Source organism: Achromobacter spanius, assembly GCF_029637605.1.
GTDB classification, from domain to species: domain Bacteria; phylum Pseudomonadota; class Gammaproteobacteria; order Burkholderiales; family Burkholderiaceae_B; genus Achromobacter; species Achromobacter spanius_E.
The window spans coordinates 1,150,335-1,171,078 of record NZ_CP121261.1 but is presented as its reverse complement, the minus strand read 5'-3'; the positions used below and the strand labels follow the sequence as shown (position 1 = coordinate 1,171,078).

General features: G+C 63.5%; 20 protein-coding genes. 8 read left to right on the top strand and 12 right to left on the bottom strand.

What is annotated here, in order from left to right; translation table 11 throughout:
- The first annotated feature begins 16 nt into the window (after positions 1-16).
- The 3 genes from P8T11_RS05080 to P8T11_RS05070 are packed head-to-tail and all read left to right on the top strand — an operon-like array spanning position 17 to position 3,454.
- A complete protein-coding gene (locus P8T11_RS05080; RefSeq protein WP_326494490.1) occupies positions 17-1,495 on the top strand; it encodes an aldehyde dehydrogenase in 1,479 nt (492 codons plus the stop codon).
- A 28-nt stretch (positions 1,496-1,523) separates the two neighbouring features.
- Entirely contained in the window at positions 1,524-2,534 is a 1,011-nt protein-coding gene (locus P8T11_RS05075; protein ID WP_268077960.1) for a Bug family tripartite tricarboxylate transporter substrate binding protein, read from the top strand.
- Positions 2,535-2,575: 41 nt separating this feature from the next.
- Positions 2,576-3,454: an NAD(P)-dependent oxidoreductase gene (locus P8T11_RS05070; RefSeq protein ID WP_268077961.1), complete on the top strand. Its 879-nt coding sequence runs from the start codon at positions 2,576-2,578 to the stop codon at positions 3,452-3,454.
- Here the strand turns inward: P8T11_RS05070 and P8T11_RS05065 are convergent.
- The 11 genes from P8T11_RS05065 to P8T11_RS05015 all read right to left on the bottom strand — a co-directional run bounded on the left by P8T11_RS05065 (position 3,451) and on the right by P8T11_RS05015 (position 14,373).
- A complete protein-coding gene (locus tag P8T11_RS05065) occupies positions 3,451-4,338 on the bottom strand; it encodes a LysR family transcriptional regulator (protein ID WP_268077962.1) in 888 nt (295 codons plus the stop codon). The two genes, P8T11_RS05070 and P8T11_RS05065, sit on opposite strands and share 4 nt — an antisense overlap.
- A 140-nt stretch (positions 4,339-4,478) precedes the next feature.
- A complete protein-coding gene (locus P8T11_RS05060) occupies positions 4,479-5,882 on the bottom strand; it encodes an MmgE/PrpD family protein (RefSeq protein WP_268077963.1) in 1,404 nt (467 codons plus the stop codon).
- A 25-nt stretch (positions 5,883-5,907) separates the two neighbouring features.
- Positions 5,908-6,717 carry an N-acyl homoserine lactonase family protein gene (locus P8T11_RS05055; protein WP_268077964.1) on the bottom strand — a complete coding sequence of 270 codons (810 nt, stop codon included), beginning with the start codon at positions 6,715-6,717 and terminating at the stop codon, positions 5,908-5,910.
- A complete protein-coding gene (locus P8T11_RS05050) occupies positions 6,710-7,438 on the bottom strand; it encodes an ABC transporter ATP-binding protein (protein WP_268077965.1) in 729 nt (242 codons plus the stop codon). The genes P8T11_RS05055 and P8T11_RS05050 overlap by 8 nt, the downstream gene beginning before the upstream one ends.
- Entirely contained in the window at positions 7,425-8,204 is a 780-nt protein-coding gene (locus P8T11_RS05045; protein WP_268077966.1) for an ABC transporter ATP-binding protein, read from the bottom strand. The genes P8T11_RS05050 and P8T11_RS05045 overlap by 14 nt, the downstream gene beginning before the upstream one ends.
- The gene (locus P8T11_RS05040; RefSeq protein WP_268077967.1) at positions 8,201-9,181 is read right to left on the bottom strand and encodes a branched-chain amino acid ABC transporter permease; all 981 of its coding nucleotides are present in this window, start codon (positions 9,179-9,181) and stop codon (positions 8,201-8,203) included. Before P8T11_RS05040 ends, P8T11_RS05045 begins: the two co-directional genes overlap by 4 nt.
- Before the next feature lies 1 nt (position 9,182).
- Positions 9,183-10,052, bottom strand: coding sequence for a branched-chain amino acid ABC transporter permease (locus P8T11_RS05035; protein WP_268077968.1), 870 nt, complete (start codon positions 10,050-10,052; stop codon positions 9,183-9,185).
- A 6-nt stretch (positions 10,053-10,058) separates the two neighbouring features.
- Entirely contained in the window at positions 10,059-11,240 is a 1,182-nt protein-coding gene (locus tag P8T11_RS05030; RefSeq protein WP_268077969.1) for an ABC transporter substrate-binding protein, read from the bottom strand.
- Between the two features lie 69 nt (positions 11,241-11,309).
- On the bottom strand, positions 11,310-11,633 hold the full coding sequence (locus P8T11_RS05025) for a DUF4387 domain-containing protein (RefSeq protein WP_268077970.1): 324 nt from the start codon (positions 11,631-11,633) through the stop codon (positions 11,310-11,312).
- Positions 11,630-13,000 carry an acyclic terpene utilization AtuA family protein gene (locus tag P8T11_RS05020; protein ID WP_268077971.1) on the bottom strand — a complete coding sequence of 457 codons (1,371 nt, stop codon included), beginning with the start codon at positions 12,998-13,000 and terminating at the stop codon, positions 11,630-11,632. Before P8T11_RS05020 ends, P8T11_RS05025 begins: the two co-directional genes overlap by 4 nt.
- Before the next feature lie 8 nt (positions 13,001-13,008).
- Positions 13,009-14,373, bottom strand: a complete 1,365-nt coding sequence (locus P8T11_RS05015) for an LLM class flavin-dependent oxidoreductase (protein WP_268077972.1) — start codon at positions 14,371-14,373, stop codon at positions 13,009-13,011.
- Positions 14,374-14,469: 96 nt separating this feature from the next.
- Between P8T11_RS05015 and P8T11_RS05010 the strand changes: the two genes are divergently transcribed.
- The 3 genes from P8T11_RS05010 (at position 14,470) to P8T11_RS05000 (ending at position 17,247) form a co-directional block, all read left to right on the top strand.
- Positions 14,470-15,405: a LysR family transcriptional regulator gene (locus P8T11_RS05010; RefSeq protein ID WP_268077973.1), complete on the top strand. Its 936-nt coding sequence runs from the start codon at positions 14,470-14,472 to the stop codon at positions 15,403-15,405.
- A gap of 100 nt (positions 15,406-15,505) precedes the next feature.
- A complete protein-coding gene (gene ribB, locus P8T11_RS05005; RefSeq protein WP_268077974.1) occupies positions 15,506-16,177 on the top strand; it encodes a 3,4-dihydroxy-2-butanone-4-phosphate synthase in 672 nt (223 codons plus the stop codon).
- Positions 16,174-17,247 carry a flavin reductase gene (locus tag P8T11_RS05000; RefSeq protein WP_268077975.1) on the top strand — a complete coding sequence of 358 codons (1,074 nt, stop codon included), beginning with the start codon at positions 16,174-16,176 and terminating at the stop codon, positions 17,245-17,247. Before ribB ends, P8T11_RS05000 begins: the two co-directional genes overlap by 4 nt.
- 107 nt (positions 17,248-17,354) lie before the next feature.
- Here the strand turns inward: P8T11_RS05000 and P8T11_RS04995 are convergent, their stop codons facing one another.
- Positions 17,355-18,254: a nickel/cobalt efflux transporter gene (locus P8T11_RS04995; RefSeq protein WP_268077976.1), complete on the bottom strand. Its 900-nt coding sequence runs from the start codon at positions 18,252-18,254 to the stop codon at positions 17,355-17,357.
- Between the two features lie 163 nt (positions 18,255-18,417).
- Between P8T11_RS04995 and P8T11_RS04990 the strand changes: the two genes are divergently transcribed.
- Together P8T11_RS04990 and chrA are read left to right on the top strand one after the other, a co-directional pair.
- Positions 18,418-19,359, top strand: a complete 942-nt coding sequence (locus P8T11_RS04990; protein ID WP_268077977.1) for a chromate resistance protein ChrB domain-containing protein — start codon at positions 18,418-18,420, stop codon at positions 19,357-19,359.
- A complete protein-coding gene (gene chrA / locus P8T11_RS04985) occupies positions 19,356-20,738 on the top strand; it encodes a chromate efflux transporter (protein WP_346781070.1) in 1,383 nt (460 codons plus the stop codon). Before P8T11_RS04990 ends, chrA begins: the two co-directional genes overlap by 4 nt.
- Positions 20,739-20,744 lie beyond the last annotated feature (6 nt).

Genomic DNA, 20,744 nt, shown 5'->3' with positions numbered 1-20,744 from the left:
CATTCAGGAGACAAGCGTGATACAGCGATACCAGTTGTTTGTGGGCGGCCGTCGCATGCCGGCATCAGAGGGTCGGGTGCTGCAAAGCACCAACCCCTATACCGGCGAAGTCTGGGCCGAAATTCCCGATGCCGGGCCGGACGACGTGGCATTGGCGGTGCAGGCCGCCAGTCGCTGTTTTCAGACGGTCTGGCGTGACACTCCCGGCGTCAAGCGCGCCGCGCTGATGCATCAGTTGGCGACGCTGATCGAAACGTCGGCCGACCGCATGTCCGCCATCGAAAGCCGCGACAACGGCAAGATCGTGCGTGAAACCCGACCGCAGATGCTGTGGGTCGGGCGGCAACTGCGCTATTTTGCCGGCTATGCCGACAAGCTTTTTGGTCAGCATGTGCCCCTGGACCAGCCCAACACGCTGGACTATGTGTCGATGGAGCCCTACGGCGTGGTGGCCCTGATCACTGCCTGGAATTCGCCGCTGGCGCTCTTGGCCAACAAGCTGGCGCCAGCACTTGCGGCGGGCAACTGCGTGGTAGTCAAACCCTCAGAGCACGCATCGGCCTCCACACTGGAGTTTGCCGCGCTAGTGGAAGAAGCGGGCTTTCCGCCGGGCGTATTCAATGTGGTGACGGGCGGCGCGCGTACCGGCCGCGCATTGGTGGAAGACCCCGGCGTGTCGCTGGTCAGTTTCACCGGCAGCCCGTCGGTAGGCCGCGACATCGCAGCCATGGCGGGGCGTCGGCTGGTTCCCGTCAAGTTGGAACTGGGCGGTAAATCGCCCAACATCATCTTCGACGATGCAGACCTGGACCGCGCCGTGGTTGGCGCGCTGGCCGGCATCTTTGGCGCCACGGGGCAGACCTGCGTGGCCGGCTCTCGTTTGCTGGTGCAACGCGGCGTGTACGACGAGGTGGTCACGCGGTTGACCGAACGCGCGGGGCGCATCCGACTGGGTAACCCCGCCGACCCGACGACGGAGATGGGCACGGTCGCCAACGAACCGCAATTCCGTCGCATTCTGGACGCCATCGAGACTGCCCGTGGCGCAGGCGCGCGGCTGGTGTGTGGCGGGGCGCGGGCACACGGGCCGGGCCTGGAATCGGGCTACTTCATCGAGCCCACCATCTTTGCCGATGTGGACAACGCCAGCCATCTGGCACAGGAAGAAATTTTCGGCCCGGTGCTGGCCATCATTGCCTTCGACACGGAAGCCGACGCCATCCGCATGGCCAACGACAGCCGCTATGGCCTCGCAGCGGGGTTGTGGACGCGCGACCTGAATCGGGCACTGCGCGTTTCGCGCGCCATGCAAAGCGGCACCGTCTGGGTCAATACCTATCGCGCGCTTGGCGCTCAGGCGCCATTCGGCGGCTTCAAGGAATCTGGCATTGGCCGCGAGCGCGGCGAGGCGGGCCTTCGGGAATACCTGACGACCCGCAACGTGATGATCGACTATTCCAACGATGTGCGCGATCCGTTCGCCATACGGACTTAGCCGCACCGCCTCCCCCAAGGAAGAGACAATGAAAATCGAACGACAGATTCTTCGCACAAGATTGACACGCCGCTCCCTGATGTCGGCGGCGGGCGCAATGGCGCTGGCCATCGTGGCGCCATCCTGGGCCAACACCGGCCCGACGTATCCGGGTGGCCCTATCCGGCTGGTGGTGCCGTTCCCCCCGGGTGGCTCGGTGGACACGGTGGCGCGCACGCTCGCGCCCCAATTGGAAAAGCAGTTCGGCCAGCCGGTTGTCATCGAGAACCGGCCGGGCGCCAGCAGCGTTATCGGCGCACAGCACGTCAAACAATCCAAGCCGGACGGCTACACCTTGCTGCTCAATGCCTCCTTGCAGATGGCCAACCCGTCCTTGTTGACGACGGCCACCTACGACGCCTTGAACGATTTCATGCCAATCACCGAAATCGGCGCGCTGCCGCAACTGCTGGTGGTCAGAGCCGATAGCCCGTATCGGACGGTGGCTGACCTGATCTCCGATGCACGCAAGCGTCCGCGCGAAGTGCAGTGGGCCATCGCGGCGTTCGGCGCGGCAGGCCATCTGGCCTGCGAGCTTGTGAACGTCGAAGCCAAGGTCGACATGCCGATCATCCCGTACAAGGGTGGCGGACCAGCGCTGGTCGACCTTATGGGCGGACACGTGTCGGCCATGATCGAACCAATGGCTTCCGCCTACCCGCATGTACAAAGCGGTCGGCTGCGCGCACTGGCCGTCACAAGCGAACGGCGCCTGGCGTCCTTGCCTGACCTGCCCACCATGGCCGAAAGCGGTTTCCCTGGTTTCGACATGCCCAGTTGGTACGGCTTGTGGGCGCCGGCAGGCACCCCGCAAAGCGTCGTCAACCGGGTGCAGAAAGAAGTGCGCCTGGCGCTGCGCGACCCGATCGTGGCGGAAAAGCTGGCGTCCATTTCATTTCAGTCCGTGGGTTCATCCCCCGATGAGTTCGGCCAATACGCGTCGCGCGAATTCAACAAATACAAGACCTTGATCAGCGCTGCGCGCATCAAGGCGGATTGACGCCATACGGCGCGTTTTCCATTTAGAAACAGGAGCATTTGATGAAAGAGCAATTGAACTTGGGCTTTATCGGCCTGGGCGTGATGGGCGAACCCATGAGCATCAATCTGGCCCGCAAGTCGGGTCAGCCCCTGCACGTGTATGACCGTGCGTCCGACGCGATGGCGCGCGTAGTGGAGCAGGGCGGCCTGGCGTCGGCGTCGGCGGCCGAAGTGGCTGCTCGCGCCGACATTGTGTTCCTGTCCTTGCCGTCGATTGACCAGGTGGAGTCGGTGGTGGATGAGATCCTGGCGTCACCCAAACGGCCGGGCATGATCGTAGACATGAGCACGAGCGACGTGGCGCGCACACGAGCCTTGGCAGGCCGGCTGCGCGAGGCCGGGATCGGATTCGTGGACGCGCCGGTCGCGCGCACCAAGCAGGCGGCCGTCGCCGGCACCTTGATGATCAGCGTTGGTGGCAGCGAAGGGGACGTAGCACGCCTGCGCCCAATGCTGGAATGCATGGGGTCGGACGTGCTGCATTGCGGCGAGATCGGTAGCGGTCAGATCCTGAAGATCCTGAACAACATGATGGTCTTCATGACGGTCAATGCGTTGGCGGAAGTGTTGACGATCGGGCGGCGCAGCGGCATGGACGGAGAAAAGCTCTTCGAGTTGCTGTCCCAGGGGTCCGCCGATAGCTTCGTGCTGCGCAACCATGGCATGAAGTCGATGGCCAAGGATGAATTTCCCGAGAAGACCTTTCCATTGACCTACGCCATCAAGGACGCGAGCCTGGCGCTGGCGTTGGCCGATAGCGCGGCTTTCAAGCCGCACATTGCCCAGTATGCGCACGACCTGATGTGCCAGGCTCGCGATGCCGGATATGCGCAGAACTACCATCCGGTCACGGTCAAGCTGATCGACGGACGGGGCTAGGCCGGCTCGGCCAGACGCGGCAACAATTCCACGGCGATGCGCCGCGTCAGGTCCGAGGCGTGCTTGTCGCTCCAGATGGCCTCCATGCGCACCTGGCCCGCCGTGTCGGCCAGCTCGCGAAAACACACGCCGGGATAGGCGCTGGACGCATACGCGCGGGGCACCAGCGCCACGCCAAAGCCCAGCCTGACCATCTGGAAAATAGTCAATGGACTACGGGCGGTGTGCTTGAACGACGGGCTGAAGCCGGCCCCATAACACGACGCAACAATGGCGTCGAAGACGGCCGGGCCGCTCTCGCGCGCCAAGGCCACCATGGGTTCTTCGGCCAGTTCCGACAACGCGAAATCACCACTGGCAAGCGGATGCCCCTGGGGTAGCACCACGGCAAGCGGTTCACGCAGGATCGCCACGCGCATGAGCTTGCTGCGGTCCGGGCGCACATGCACGATGCCGATGTCCATCTGGCCATGTGTCACCGCCGACACTTGATCGTGCGACTGCATGTCCACCACCGAGACTTCCACACCGGGGTACGCCGTCTTGATCATGGCCAGGAAGCGGGGCAGCACATTGAACAAGGCTGAAGTCGCCACACCCAGCCGCAGCACGCCGGCGTCGCTCTGCGCTGCCCGCACGGTCGCGCCGACCGCCGTGCGCATCTGCCCCAACAACAGCCGGCTTTCCCGCAGGAATACTGCGCCGGCGTCGGTCAACTTGACCTCGCGTCGCGTGCGGTTCAATAACTGCACGCCCAGCTCTTCCTCCAGCAACTTGATGTGCTGCGACAGTGGGGGCTGGGACATATTGAGTTTTTCGGCGGCGCGGCTGAAACTCAGTTCTTCCGCGACCATGACGAAGTAACGCAACTGCTTCATGTCCATGACGGCTTGCCTCGTGGTTCAGGGCGAGACGGGCCAGCGCCCATCCCGTTGGGATGTGGCGCAGCATAGCCCCTGGCCACTTGGCGGCGCCTTAGCAATTACCCGAGGCGAAGCGCGTGACAAGCCGGCGACCCATCCCATCAACCCAGCAGACGGGCCAGGTCGCGCACCGGCGTGTCGTCATCGGCCGCAAGCAGCGCTTGCAGAATCGCCTCGACGCGATCGGCGGGTAGTCGCAGCGCGGCGTTGGCGCGGAACTTGGCCGCAATGTCATCCAGGCTGAGCGCGCGTTCGCCGCTGCCCAGGTTCATCGGCACGTGGTGGTGCAATACGGAACCGTTCTTCAGGTGCACGTGGAGGGCCCCCGAGAAATATTTCGGGAATTCGGTGTCAGCCTGGACCCCGCATCGCACCTTGGCCGCCAGCGCCAGAATCGCGGGGTCGGCCAAACTGGCGTCATCCAGCTCAGCCAGCGTGAAGCGGCCACGCAAGAGGCTGGCCGCAACGACGAACTGTGCGCTGAACTTGGCTTCGTAGTCCGAACGCGGCAAGATCTTTGACGCATGGGGCTCAGCCACGATGGGCAAGGTTTGCGCAGGCAACTCGCATTCAATGCGCGTGATCTGATCGAGGTCCCTCAGGTCGGTGCGCAATGCCAGCGCGGCCTCGGCGGCGCCGTGGATGAAGTGGCACACCGGATACGGCTTGATCGCGGTTTCCAGCAGGGTCCAGTGCTTGCCCAGGTCCTGCGCGATGGAGTCGGCATCGACGTTCGCCGCGTGCCCTTGCAGGTAGGCGTCGAAGAAGCCGAACTTGCCTTCATAGGGCCGATCGGGCCCATGAAAGCCCGCGGCTGCCATGTGCGCGGCGGTGATGCCCGCCATGGCGCCCCAGCCCGGATGCATGCGCTTGGTCCACGCGCCGGTTTCCAGGAATACCTGGACACCGGACGCGGTACTGGCGGTGATGCCTTGGGCAGCGACCAGTTGCGGCACGGTCAAGCCCAGCAGCTTGCCGGCAACGATCGCCGAACTGAAGTGGGACACCACGCCCGTCGCGTGAAAACCCACGTGATGAAAGCCGCCCTTGACCGCGCGGCCCAACCGGATGGCGGTTTCCATGCCGGCGGCGTAGGCCGCCAGCACGTCGCCCCAGCGTGCATCGGTGGCCTGGCCGATGGCCAGCGCAGCCGGCAGGCAGGCGACGGTCGGGTGGACGATGGCGGCGGGGTGGGTGTCGTCGAAATCCAGACCGTGCATCAAATACCCGTTCGCCAGCGCGGCGTCGCGCGGGGCCAGCGCCATGCCAGCGCCGACCACGGTCGCATCGCCCGGCGAGCCGGCCGCGCGGATGCCGGCAAGCGCGGGGCCAGAGAACGGAAACGTATTGGAGGCGAAGGCCAGGCCGATGGCGTCCAGGATGTGTCGCGTGGACTTGTCGCGCACGGTGTCGGGCAGCGCGGCGGGCGTGAGCGCATGCGCAAAACGGGCCAAGGCCTCGGCGGGGTTGATCGAAGGCGGTGTCAGTGTAGAAGCGTGATGCATGGGGTGAGGTTCCTGAATCGGAAGGTCAACGCAAGGGAGCCGGTTCACGGTGCAGGCAGGCAATAGGCACGGGCACGCCTTCGACGTGAGGATAGCGCGCCAGCACCAGCGGGTCATGCCCCGGTACGAAATGGTCGGGCGTGGTGGCGCATTTGAGCAAACGGGCGTGGCCTGCCAGCATCTGCTCCACGTCAATCACCACGGGAAAGGGAACGCGCCGCGTCACGTTCGCGTAGTAGTGCGCGGCGTCGGATGCCAGCACCACCCAGCCGCGCGCGGTGTGCACTCGCACCGCCTGCAGGCCCTTCGTGTGGCCGCCCACGTGCAACAGTTGCACGCCTGGAGCAAGCTCGTCATCGCCGTCATGGAAGCGCACCCGTTCTTCATACACACGGCGCAACACGTCACAGACATCTTCCACGGCGAAGGCACGTCGCAGCACCGGTTCGCACATGCAGCGGCCAGTGGCGAAGGCCATTTCGGTGTCCTGAACGTGAAAGGTGGCGTTTGGCAGTTTGTCCAGATTGCCCGCGTGGTCCCAGTGCAGATGGGTCAGCACCACGTCGCGGATCGCATCCGGGTCCACGTCCAGGTGGCGCAACGCGTCGATCGGGCAGCAGTCCAGTGGACGCTTGCGCGCCGTGGCGCTGCGTTCGCCAAAGCCGGTGTCAACCAGGATGGCCGTCTTGCCGTGGCGGATCAGCCAGACGAAGAAGTCCATTTCGACGATGCCATCGTGCTCGTCACGGAATATGAAATTCTCGGTCTGCCGCCGCGTCATGCCTGCAAAGCGCAGGGCGTACACCTCGTAGTGGGGAAGAGTGCTTTCAATCATGTCGGGCCTCTGCGCCTAGATAGGACTTTCGGATGAAGTCGTCTTGCAGCAAGGCCTCGCCCGTCCCGGTGCGCACCACCTTTCCCTGCTCCAGCACGCAGGCATGATGCGATAGGCGCAAGGCCAGCCGGGCGTTCTGCTCGACCAGAATGATCGACAGGCCCGCCTCGCGATTCAGCGTCAGAATGGCCTGCGCAATTTCCGCGATGATCTTCGGCGCAAGGCCCAGCGTGGGCTCATCCAGCATCAGCAAGCGCGGCTGCGCCATCAGGGCGCGGCTGATTGCCACCATCTGCTGCTCACCGCCCGACAACGACCCGGCCATCTGCGCACGCCGTTCGGCCACGCGGGGGAACAGTGTGTACACCTGGTCCATCGCGCGGCGGCGCGTGGTGGCGCATCCCACGGTATGCGCGCCGACCTGCAGGTTTTCCAGCACCGACATGCGGGGAAACAAGCGCCGGCCTTCTGGTGACAACGCAATGCCGTTGCGCACGCGGGCAGCCGCCGGCAAGGTGGTGATGGCCTGGCCGTCCCAATGCAACGTGCCTCGCGTCAGTGATTTCAATCCCATCAACGCCTTCAGCGTTGAGCTTTTGCCCGCGCCGTTGGAACCGACCAAGGCCAGGATCTGGCCGTTGTCCACGGTAAACGACACGTCGTGCACGGCGGTCAGCGGTCCGTAGCTGACGGCCAATTCCCGTGCTTCAAGAGTGGGCATAGTCGGGGGCTCCCAAGTAGGCTTCGATGACGGCGGGGTCCTGGCGGATGGCTTCCGGCGTGCCTTCCGCCACCTTTTCGCCTTGCACCAGCACGACGATGCGCTGGCACAGGTCCATGACCAGCGCCATATGGTGTTCCACCAGCAGCAAGGACAAGTGGCGTTCTTGTTGCAGGCGCTTGAGAAGGCGGCCGAACTCGGCGCATTCCTCACCGTTCAGGCCCGCGGCGGGTTCGTCCAGCAGCAAGACACTGGGACGCGTCGCGATACCGACAGCCACGCCCAGTTTTTTCTGATGCCCATAGGCCAGCCCGCCTGCCAGCACATCGCGGAAAGGGCCCAGGCCGGTAAGCTCCAGCACCTCGTCCACTTCTCGGTGGATGCGCGCCAGGCCGTGGCGTTGCGCCGCCGTGCTGATCCCCTGCGTCCAGATCGAGCCGGGCAGGGTGGCCAGCGCGCCGCGATGGATGTTTTCAGCGACCGTAGCCGCCGGATAAACGGACGCAGACTGAAAGGTGCGCGCCAGTCCGTGGCGCACGACGCGGCTGGGCGTCATCCCGGTGATGTCGCGGCCGTCCAGGCTCACTCTGCCCGAGCTGGGCCGCAGCGTGCCCGTGATCAGGTTGAAGGCAGTGCTTTTACCCGCGCCGTTGGGGCCGATCAGCCCGACGACCTCATCCCGGTTCACCGAAAAGCTCAACCCCGAAACAGCCTTCAATCCACCGAAGTGTTTAGAGAGTCCCTCCACATGCAGAAGCGGTGTCATCGTTTGTCTCCCGCGCGACGTCCCAGGCTGCTCAAGCCTTGGGGTAGGAAGCGCAGCATCAGGATCAGCGCCGCGCCATAGAAAATATTCTGGGTTTCCACTGCGCCTCGGAACAGTTCGGGCAACGGCGTCATGACCAGCGCGCCCACCAACGGCCCAAACAAGTAGGTCCGCCCACCCACGACCATCATGATGATCAGCGCGACCGACAGGTGCATGTTGAAGGACTCGGGCGACACATAACCCAGGTAGTGCGCCGTCAACGCGCCACCCAAGCCGGCGAGCGCACTACCCAACGTGAAGGCGAACGTCTGCGTCGTACGCACGCCCAGGCCGCTGGCTTCGGCCAGGTTGGCGTTTTCACCCACTGCGTCGACCGCATTGCCGGCGGGTGAGCGATAGAGCCTGTGCAGCAGGAAGAACACGATGGCGGTCACGGCGACGGCCAGGCAGTAGAACGACGCCTTGGACGAAAAGGCATAGCCGAACAATGAAGCAGGCGGGATACCGGTGATGCCGTTGGCGCCGCCTGTCACGGTGTCGCCTTCCAGGAGGCAGAGACGCACCAGTTCGCCGAAGGCGAAGGTCACCAGCACGAAGTACACCCCACGCAAGCGCAACACGATGGCACCCAGCAGCCAGGCAAGCGCCGCGCTGACGGCCACCGCCGCCAGCAGGCCTGCCGCGAACGGTAGGCCGGCGCCCATCACCACGGCCACCGAGGCATAGGCGCCCACGCCAGCGAATGCGCCCTGGCACAACGAGATTTGCCCGGTCCGGGCCAGCAGCGACAAGCCGCTGACCTGGATGGCATTCAGGCAGATGAAGATGGCCAGGTGCAGATAGAACGCGTCGTTCAACGCCAGCGGCAGGGCAGCCAGGGCCGCCAGCGCAAGCATGCCGACGATGAGGACAGGGCGCGCGGGACGGCGCGGCGCCGTCACGGCAAGCGAAAGCAGGGCTTTGCTGTTATTCATGTCAAGCCTCCGCCCGGCCCAGCAACCCGGAAGGGCGCAAGACCAGGACAAGCATCACGAGCACCAGGATCAGGATCTCGGCAATGCTGTTGTTCATGAAGGTGCTGGCCACGCTCTCGGTCACGCCCAGCAGCAAGCTGGCCAGCGCCGCGCCGGGAATGCTGCCCAGGCCGCCCAGGATGACCACGACGAACGCCTTGAGCAGCGGCGTCGCGCCAATGAATGGCGATACGGAGAAGAGCGGCGCCATCAGCGCTCCGGCAATGGCGGCCAGACCGACCCCGATGCCGAATCCCAACGGATAGATCAGCCGCGCCCGGATGCCTTGCGCGGTAGCGATCTCCATGTCCTGCACCACGGCGCGCAGCGCCCGACCATTGCGGCTATGGCCCAGGAACACGTACAAGGCCACCAGCACCGCCACCGAGAACACCACGACGTACAGCCGTGACATCGGCAACACGACGCCGCCGATGCTGACGATGCCCTCGGCGACGGCTGGCATGAATTGCGGATCGGGGCCATAGAGCATCAGCGCGCCGGCCTGCAGGATCATGGCCAGGCCGATGGTGGCGATCATGCCGTTCAGCTCATCGTGGCGGAACGGCTTGAGCACCAGTTCCTCGATGAGCCACCCCAGCGCCAAGGCAATGACAAAGGCCAGGCCAACAGCGGCGATGAAGGGCATCTGCCAGTGCGATACCAGCAGATAGGCGGAGAAGGCGCCCAGCATATAGAACTCACCATGGGCGAAGTTCACGATGCGCATGACGCCGAACACCAGCGTGAAGCCCACGGCCATCAATAAATACAAGAGGCCGATGATGACGCCGTTGACCAACGCCTGGGCAAGTAGGGTGGATACGCTCATGGCCGTCTACCGGTTGATGGTTTCGCAAGCCTTGACCGAGCAACGGGCGCGGATCACTTCCTGCCCGTCCTTGACCTCCGAGATGAAGAACGGCGCTTCCACCTGGTGGTCGATGCCATAGCGCGCCTTGCCGCCCCAGTTCAGCTTGCCCTGGATGCCCGGGTAGTCCTTCAACTGCTCAAGCGCCTGCCTCACCTTGTCGGAGTCGGCCACCGTGCCCGCCGTCTGCATCGCCGCGAACAACATGTGCGTGGCATCGTAGAAGGCCGGGCTGAAGCCATTCATCTTTTTCTTGTACTTGTCCTGGTAGCGCTGCGCGTAGTCGGCCACCGCCTTGCTGTCCGGGTCCGTCAGCGAACCGACCAGCATGCCTTCGGTTGCCGCCTTGCCCGCCACCGCCACGATTTCCGGCGTGGCCGGCCCGCCGTTGCGCACGATGCGGCCCTTGAAGCCTAGCTCGCGGGCTTGCCGCACAATCAGGCCCGCCGTTGCGGGTGAATTGCCGTCCAGCTCAATGGCGTCGATGCCCGAGGCCAGCATGCGGGTCAGCAGCGGCACCATGTCGACCCGTTGGCGTTCGAAGAATTCCTTGGACGACATCTGCGAGCCGGCCTTTTCATACGCCTTCTCCAGATCGCGTGAAATCTGTTGACCCGATTCGTCGTTGGGGAAGAGGGCGCCTACTTTCTTCAGCTTGTATTCCTTGACCATCCATGCAATGGCCGGGTAGGACGTTTCCTCGGTAGTCAGATTGGGGCGGAATGAAAACGGCTTTTCCGGGCTCAGGGCCTTGGCGGTGAACCCCAGCGTCATCGTGATGACCTTTTCACGCTCGGTCAGCGGCGACACCGCCAGTGCAGGTGCCGAGCCGGTGGGCCCGATGATGTACTTGACCTTGTCGTCCGAAATCAGCCGATTGGCGGCCGTGACCGCATCGTTGGACTGGTACTTGTCGTCGTACGGAATGACCTGCACTTTATAGCGCTTGCCCGCGACGTCCAGGCCGCCTTTGGCGTTGACGTCATCGGCGGCAAGTTCGGCGGCGTACAGCATGGCCTGGCCCCAGGCCGCGCCGGCACCGGACAAAGTGACGAGCGCGCCGATCTTCAGCGTTTCCTGGGCCTGCGACAGGCCTGGCACAATGCCGGACGCTAGCAGCAGGGCGGACAGCAATAGGGGTTTTCTCATGGTTGTCTCCTTGGGGGCAATTCTGATTTTTTGGTTGAGACCAGGGCGGCAGCACCCCGGCGGGCGTCGCTATGCTGCGATGTCCAGCGGCACTTCAATATCCAGCAACGGCGCGTGCTGCTGTGCGCCATACACATCGGCATCGCCGACCGCGCCCGAAGGGATACGGCGGCGCAGCGTGGCTTTCCACGCCAGTGCAGGCGGGTACTCGGTGAACAGCACGTCCTCGCGGCGCACGTGATATAGCTCGGCGATCAGTTCGGCATTGATGACGCCAGTTGCGCGCACCGCCTCGAACAGCGCGGGTTTGTCGAACATGATGTCCAACGTAATGTGGAATGGACCGGCGTTCTTGCTCTTGCACGCGCGGGCGATGTGTTTCAACTTGATCATGACGAGACCTCTTCGTATTCGATGGGAAACATGGCCAGCGGATCGTCCACGCGGACGACGTGCTGCAACATGAATTCGTAGATCGCACCGCGCTCAATGTCCGATGGCGAAAACGGAAAAGCCATGTTGCCCTCGCGGCACATGCGGCCGGGGAAGTCGGAATGCAGCAACGTCACACGCGCCAGCGACAACGCCGCGTTGGCCACTTCCTGCGTCGGCGCCACCACTTCAGCGATGATGGCCACCTCTTGTGGAACGGTTTCGGTGTCGGGTTCCCATTGGCCCATGACGCCATCGCGGCCGTAGTGCCGCAACACCAACTGATAGCCCGAGGGGTCGATACCCAGTGCCTGCACCTTGGTGGCGACGGACTCGCGCACAAAGGCCAGAAAGCTGTCTATCTGCGCGATCAGGCCGGGGTCCCGCGTGGCCGCGAACGCAATGGCGCTATAGCCGGCCAGCCGTGCGCCTTCCAGCTTCACGGTATAGGGCGCCGGATGCCATTGCATACCCGTGATCCGCACGCGGCGGTCCGTCATTGCCTCCAGCCGGCACGCGCTTGCGTCGGCCATGCCGCCCGGCTCATGCCGCAGCACGGGGCTGGCTGTTTCATGCAGCGCCTGCACCGCGACAGACAGCGGCGTGCAGCGCAAGTCGGGGTTCAACGGCTCGGCTTCAACGTAGTCTTCGCCCACCGTCACCATCAGGCAATCATGCTTTTTCGGTATGGCGGCATTGCACGCGCACTCCAACATCTTGCCGGCGTACCAGGCGGGTGCAGGCGGCAAACCGTGATGCATGGCAAGCGCGGCCCAAGGCGCGGGATCGGTGCCCCGTCCGCCCAGAATCACCTGCGCACCGGCCTTCAAGGCATGCAGATACGGTTCGGGGCCCATCATGCCAACGATGCGAGCGGCGTTGTCGATGGCCCCTGCGGTCAGCGCCGGGGCGTTGTCCAGTGGCTCGATGCGCCCCGCCCGCAGTTGCTCAATCAGCCAGCCCTTGTCCTGTTCGGCATGAATCAGCGCCATTTTGAAATGCAGCCCATGTTCGGCGGCGATATCGCGAATGATGTCGGCGCATGCCTCCAGATGGGGTGTGCCGCCCGCACCGCCGCACGTGCCTACCATCAGCGGAATGTTGTTGGCGATGGCGCCGCGCAGCAGCAATGACAGGTCGCGCTTCATGGCCATCCGGGAATTCAGCGTCTTACCTGAACCCAGGTAATGCGGGCCGGGGTCGCTGCTGCCTCCGTCCACGCCTATCATGTGGGGTTTCAGCCGCAATGCCGCGGCCAGCGAGGCTTCAGGAAAGCCATAGCCCAAGATGCCGCTTGCCGACATCATGCGTACGGTTGTCGTCGTCATGGCGGGGCTCAACGGGCAGCGCGCCAATCGCCGGCGCGGGGAACGGTCAGGCCCAGCGTGCCGCGCAGCGTGCCGTCGCCATATTCCTTGCGAAACAGGCCACGCTTTTGCAGCTCGGGAACCACAAGGCGCACGATGTCTTCATAGGTGCCGGGGACAGAGGTGGCCGATAGCACGAAGCCGTCGCAGGCCGTGTTGAACCATTCCTCCATCTGGTCGGCGACTTGTTTGCCGGTGCCGCAGAAGACCGGCCCGTCATTCAACGTGCCACGCCCCGACGCTTCAACAAAGTCTTTGACCGACGGATTGCGCTTGCCGCTGACTTGCACGACCTTATCGCGCAGACTTTGCCAGGACACCGCCGCCAGCTCTTCGTCCGTAAACGGCTGTTCGTACGGACGGCCGGAGAAATCGATGTTCAGGGTTTCCCCGATCATGGTCAGGCCATCGATGGGGCGAGACAGGCTGGCGACCAGATCACGCTGTTCTTCGGCCTGTGCCTGCGAATCCGCCACGATGATTTTCAGCTCGGGGCAGATTTTCACGCTGCCCGGGTCTCGGCCCGCGCTTTCCACGCCGTCCTTCAAGGCCTTGTACTGCTTCTTGCCGTTGTCCAGCGTGGGGTATTTGGCGAACACCACTTCGGCCCAGCGCGCGGCGAACGCCAGCCCGCGCCCACTTTGGCCGGCTTGCAGCACCACCGGATGTCCTTGGCGCGAACGCGGCACGGTCAACGGCCCGCGTGACTGGAAGAAGCGACCCGCGTGGTCCAGACGGCGCACCATGTCGGGGTCGGCGAAGTGGTCGGCTTCCTTGTCGGCCACAATGGCGCCTTCGGCCCAGGTGTCCCAGTGGCCCATCACCACTTCCATGAACTCATCCGCGCGGTCGTACCGTAGATCGTGTTCCAGATGTTCGGAATGTCCGAAGTTAGCTGCTTCCGAATCATTCATGGACGTGACCACGTTCCAGGCAACCCGGCCCTTGGTCATCAAGTCCAGCGTGGCGAACAGCCGCGCCACATGGAACGGTTCGTAATAAGTGGTGGAGTAGGTGGCGCCCAGGCCCAGGTGCGACGTGACCATGGCCATGGCCATCAGCACCGACGTGGGTTCCAGCTTGATGGCGCGCACGCCATGGGCCACCGTTTCGCGGTGGCTGGCGCCATAGATGTCGGGCATTGCCAGGCGGTCGTCGAAGAACGCCATATCGAATTTTCCGTCTTCGAGCGTGCGGGCAATGCGTTGGTAGTATTCCGGCGACAGGTAGTCGTTCATGCTTGACGGATGTCGCCACGAGCCCACATAGTTCGAGCAGTTTTGGGCTTGCAGAAATGCGACGAGAGTCATTTGGCGCGGCGTCTTGGTTGTCATGTTTTATCCATCGGCAGGGTTCGAAAACTGTCAGGAAGTATTGACGTCGCGCCGCCACCCACACAATTTCCCTAGCGTGATACTTTTATAACCACCATGAATAAATCGACGGAGCGCCCCTCGCTGACCCGGATCGAACTCGACGAGCTCGAAACGTTTCTATGGGTGGTCCAAGAGGGCAGCTTCAGCGTGGCCGCTCGCAAGCTGCACCTGTCTCAGCCCGCGGTTACCAACCGCGTCAAGCGCCTGGAAGACAAGCTGCGCGTGAAGCTGCTTCTGCGTACAACGCGCCATGTGGAGCCCACCGAGGACGGCGTGTTTCTGCGCGATGCGGCCGAGCAGGCGGTGTCCGGTTTGCGCGCGGCGCTCTCGCGTTTCCAAAGCGCCGCAGACAACGACCGCAACCGCGTGATCGTCGCCGTCACCCCGATGATTTCCGCCACCGTCATGCCCGCTATCATCCACGCCTATCAGGAACGCTATCCCGACGTGCGCGTCGTGCTGCGCGATCTGCCTTACGAACAAGTGGTGCGCAGCGTGGTTGACGGCAAGGCCGACATGGGCGTGGCCGCGCTGGACGGCACGCCGCGCGGGCTCCGCTTTCAGCTCCTGGCCGAAGAGGAAATGCTGCTGGTGGTGCCAGCCAACCATCCCCTGGCCGACGCGGGTGTCGTCACTCTGGACATGGTGCGCCATCATCCCCTGATGTTCCTGGACCGCTATGCCACCTTGCGCAAGCGGCTGGCCGACGAGTTCGGGCGACGCCGCCTGGCGTTCAATCCGGAAATAATTTCAACACTGCCGGTGCTTCTGGGCATGATCGACGCCGGCAACGGCATCACGTTCCTGCCACGTTCCATGGCGCAGAACAACGCCCGCCGCACACGCACCACAGTTCAGGTGCAAGACCTGGACGCCTCGCGCCGATACGGCAGCGTCGTGCGCAGCAAGGCCGAATTGAGCGCGGCCGCGCAAAACTTCCGCGCCTATTTGCGCCAGCATTTCCGGGGACGCCTGGAAGCCCTGGGCTAGTGATTTATTTCCGATCGTTATAGGCCCATTCATTTCTGCAAATTGTGGCTGCCGGTAGCCGCTCCTAGACTGCGCTTGTTCAGTCAGAAGGAGAGGGACCATGGAGGTTCTGCAGGCAGATCTATGCGATGTCACGGCCCACCGGCCGGAATGCGTGCTGGATTCGGTTGATGGCGCTATCGCCGCCATTGCACGTGGTGAGTTCGTCATCGTCGTCGACGACGAAGGCCGGGAAAACGAGGGTGACCTGATCATGGCCGCGGACGCCATGACGCCGCAAGCGCTGGCTTTCATGCGCCGCCACACCAGCGGTTTGATCTGCGTGGCGATGCCCGGCGCCGCGCTCGACCGCCTGGCGCTGCCGTTGATGGTGCAAGACAATGCCGAATCCTTTCAGACGGCATTCACCGTCAGCGTCGACCTGCGCCACGGCATCTCAACGGGCATCTCCGCCGCCGACCGCGCCGCCACCTTGCGCGCACTGGGCGACCCGGCATCGCGCGCCGAAGACTTCGTGCGCCCAGGACACATTTTCCCGCTACGCGCACGCGCCGACGGCGTATTGGCGCGCCCCGGTCATACCGAAGCCGCCATGGACCTGGCTCGCCTGGCGGGCCGGGGCGACTGCGGCGTACTGTGTGAAATCGTCCGCGACGACGGCGCCATGGCGCGCCGCGAAGACCTCGTCCGCTTCGCGCTGCATCACGCGTTGAGCATCATTTCTGTCGCGCAACTGATGGACTATCGGAAAGACAAGGAGGGTAGGGCATGAACTCGTTTGACTCACGCGAATTGCGTCGCACGCTGGGCGCTTTCACCACCGGCGTCACGGTGGTGACCACGCTGGACGCCGAAGGCCGGCCGTTTGGTGTCACCGCTAACTCCTTCAGCTCCGTCTCGTTGGACCCGCCGCTGATCTTGTGGAGCCAGTCGCTCAAGTCCAGCAGCTATCCGGCGTTTCGCGACGCGCCGCGCTTTGTCGTCAACATTCTGGCGGATCACCAGGTGCCCGTTTCGAACCGCTTCGCCAAATCAGGCGGCGACAAATTCGAAGGCGTGGCGTACCGGGCGGGCGAGGGCGGTGTACCCATCCTGGACGAGTGCGCGGCCTATCTGGAATGCGAGAAAATCGCGGCCTATCCCGGTGGAGACCACGTCATCTACCTGGGGCAGGTTCATAACCTGCACCGCGCGGGCCAGCGGCCGCTGGCGTTTGGCGACGGAGCCTACCGGCTGACCTTCGCTCATGATCTGGGTGAATCCTCCGGCACGGCGACCGAACCCGGCTCAGGACTCGCCGTCTTGCGAGCCGTGCGCTATGCAACGGCTGCGCTGCCAGACATTTGCGCCCGCATCGGACAGCGCACCGTGGGTTTGGCAGTCTGGGGCAACCAGGGGGCCACGATCATCCGGTGGGAGCCGTCATCCACACCGGTCAGCCCGTACTTGCAGACGGGCGTGGTCGTCAGCCTGACGCAGTCGGCAACGGGCGCGGTCTTCGCCGCCTTCATGCCGCCGGAAGTCGTGCAGTCCGTCGTAGCGCATGAACTGGATGCCCGGGCGGCGCAAGGGCATCCCGACACCGGAGACTTTGCACAGCGCGTAGAGGATGCGCGCGTCCAGGGCCTGGCGCGCGTGGTCGGTAGCGCGCCGTCACCACGCCACAAAGTGACCGTCAACGCATTCTCAGCACCCGTGTTCGACGCCAACGGGGACATGGTGGTGGCGCTGTCGACCACCTGCGAAGCGGATCGGCTGGCACCCGACTGGGACGGCGAGGTGCCGCGCGCGCTACTGACATGCGCCGCGGAGTTGTCCAGGCAGTTGGGGTATCAGCGCTAAGCGGTGAAACGAGCGTTTCTTGGCCCAACGTTGTTGCTGATTCGAATCGCCCGGACAGGTGTCCGGGCTTTTTTTATGTAGGAACGGTCGTGGACAAGCTCGTTTTGTTAAGCCTGCAACGCCCGCACTCCAAGCCAGCCGTTTAACCCCACATATATCCCCACCGCGATGATCAACAGGCTGGACAAGTAGGGCGCGCGCCGTGCAACGGTCGAAAACCAGCGGTACCGCGTGGTGGCGTGACGCACGCTCAACGCCGCGATGGCGCCGACGGTGGCCAGCGTGATCGCCAGACCGATGGAAAAACACAGTACCAGGACTGCGCCCAGCGTGAATTCCTTTAACTGAAGGCAAAGCAGCAGCACCGTGATGGCGGCAGGGCAGGGAATCAGCCCTCCCGTCAGACCGAACAGCGCGATCTGCCAGTTGGTGACGTGCTTGTCCGCGAAGCGACGCCGGATGTCGTTCGCATGCGCCAACTGATGGGCATCCTGGAAGCCTTCCTCGGACACGTCCAAGCCACGGGGTTCCTTGTGGCGATGGTTATGGCCGTGATGGTGATCGTGACTGTGGTCGTGGTTTTGGCCGTGATGGTGATGGTGATCGTGACTGTGGTCATGATTGTGACCGTGCTCATGGTCATGATCATGGTCGTGCGCGTACTGTTCGCGCCAGGTGCGCCAGAACATCCAGGCGGCAGTCAACACGATGATCACGCCTGACGCCAACTGAAAGTAGGGCTCCAAACCTTCGGCGTCCACCCCCTGCCACAAGTACATCCCGCCAAGCCCGATTCCCCACACGATCAAGGTGTGCGAGATCGTTGCCGTAATACCAAGCAGCACGGCTTGGCCGACGGTGCCTCGAATGGCCACGATGAACGCGGCCATCATCGTCTTGGAATGACCGGGCTCAAGCCCATGCAACGCCCCAAGCAGTATGGCGCTTGGAATGAACAACCACGCGTGGGCCGCTCCCTGGGCAAGGAGGTCTGAGAAGGAAAGCATGGATGTTCCGGCTAAAGGTCAGAAGGACTTCGAATTTCGTTGAACCCGTCGATTGTGCGGCGACGCTCCTGGTTGCGTCACCCTCTGCTTCTTTTTAGTATTTTTACGTAGTTATCTCTACATTTATGTAGCAGCTGTTTCTACAAAGCAGTACGCTTTGCTCATGAACTGGCTCACTCTTGTCCTCTCGATGCCCACTGAAAACGCCACGGCACGCATGCGCGCCTGGCGAGCGCTGAAATCCTGTGGCGCAGCCGTGCTGCGCGACGGGGTCTACCTCTTGCCCAGGCAGGACGGCAACGACTCCCGTCTGGCCGCGATTGCGCAAGACGTACGCGATAACGGGGGCAATGCCCACTTGCTGCGCGCAGAGGTGGACGCGGACGAGCAGGGCGGGTATCAGGGGCTTTTCGACCGTTCGGCTGACTACGCCGAATTGATGAAAGAGGTAGCACGGGTGCACAGCGTGTTGACGCCCGACAGCGCCATGGACACCCTCAAGCAAGCGCGCAAGCTACGCAAACGGTTCGTTCAGATATCGCTTATCGACTTCTTCTCGGGCGAGGCGCAAAAGCAAGCGGATTACGCACTGAAAGACCTGGAAGAGGGCGCGAACAGGGCGCTGTCGCCAGACGAACCCCACGCGGCGGATAGCGCCATTCCTCACTTGTCCGTCGCTGAGTATCAAGGCCGCGCCTGGGCAACCCGCGCACGCCCGTGGGTGGATCGCTTGGCTAGCGCCTGGTTGATTCGTAGATCCATCGATCCCCACGCCCGCTTCCTGTGGCTGCAATCGCCGGCGGATTGCCCCAGCGACGCCTTGGGGTTCGACTTTGATGGGGCAGCGTTCTCCCATGTGGGCGCCAAGGTCACGTTCGAAACGCTGGTGGCCGCCTTTCGCTTGCAAAGTCCCGCATTGGACCGCCTGGGATCGATCGTTCATTACCTGGACGCAGGCGGCGTGCAGCCGGCGGAAGCCGCGGGCGTGGAGCAGGTCTTGGCGGGCTTGCGCGAGACAGTCTCCGATGACGACCGCTTGCTGGCTTTAGCGGGTAGCGTTTTCGACGGCCTGCTGGCCAGCTTCGAGAAAGAAGGTGCGACATGAACACGCAAATACAGGAGGGCACGGCACCATCTCCGGAGCCCTCCTTGGTGTCAACGGAAGCGCCACCGCCCGTCAGCTTTCGCCAAGCGTTCTGGTTCTGGCTGAAACTGGGATTTATCAGCTTTGGCGGACCCGCCGGGCAAATCGCCATCATGCACACCGAACTCGTGGAGCGACGGCGCTGGCTCAGTGAACGCCGGTTTCTGCATGCCCTGAACTACTGCATGCTGCTGCCCGGTCCGGAAGCCCAGCAACTGGCCACCTATATCGGATGGCTGCTGCACAGAACCTGGGGAGGGGTGATAGCAGGGGGGCTTTTCGTGCTTCCCTCGTTGTTCATCCTGATCGGCTTGTCGTGGGTGTATATCTCCTGGGGCGATGTGCCTGTCATCGCAGGGTTGTTCTATGGAATCAAACCCGCCGTGACGGCCATCGTCTTGCATGCCGCGCATCGAATCGGCTCGCGCGCGTTGAAGAATCCAGCGCTCTGGAGTATTGCGGCGGCAGCGTTCGTGGCGATCTTCGCCATGAATGTGCCATTTCCCTTGATCGTCGCAGCCGCCGCATTGATCGGCTTCATCGGTGGCAGGAAATGGCCGGCGTACTTCCGCGTTGGGGCTCGCCACAGCTCCGGCGCACCGGGCTTTGGCCCCGCATTGGTCGATGACAACACGCCCACCCCTGAGCACGCCAGATTTCGCTGGTCACGATTGGCGGTCATTGTGGCGATAGGGGGCTTGCTGTGGGCCGTGCCGATGGGAATATTGACCGTTTTGTACGGCTGGCAGGGCGCATATACGCAGATGGCCTGGTTCTTCACCAAGGCGGCTTTTCTGACGTTCGGCGGGGCATACGCGGTGCTGCCGTACATCTATCAAGGCGCTGTCGACAGCCATGCCTGGCTGACGCCGATTCAGATGATTGACGGCTTGGCGCTGGGCGAGACCACGCCAGGACCGCTCATCATGGTGGTCGCCTTCGTGGGGTTTGTTGGGGGATACGCCAAAGCGCTTCTGGGCCCCGACGCCTTGTTCCTGGCCGGTGCGCTGGCTGCGATTATCGTCACCTGGTTCACCTTTCTGCCATCGTTTCTGTTCATTCTGGCGGGCGGCCCGCTGGTAGAGGCGACAAAGGAAGACCTGAAATTCACAGCGCCACTGACGGCCATTACCGCAGCGGTAGTCGGCGTCATCCTCAATTTGGCGGTGTTCTTCGGGTATCACGTCCTGTGGCCGGAAGGCCTGGCAGGGCGATTTGACCTGGGTTCGGCGTTGATCGCGCTGGGCGCCGCCATCGCGCTCTTCAAGTTCAAGCGCGGTGTCATCGAAGTCATTGCGGCCTGCGCCGTCGTTGGCCTGGTCGTGAAACTCAGCTTATAGAGGTGG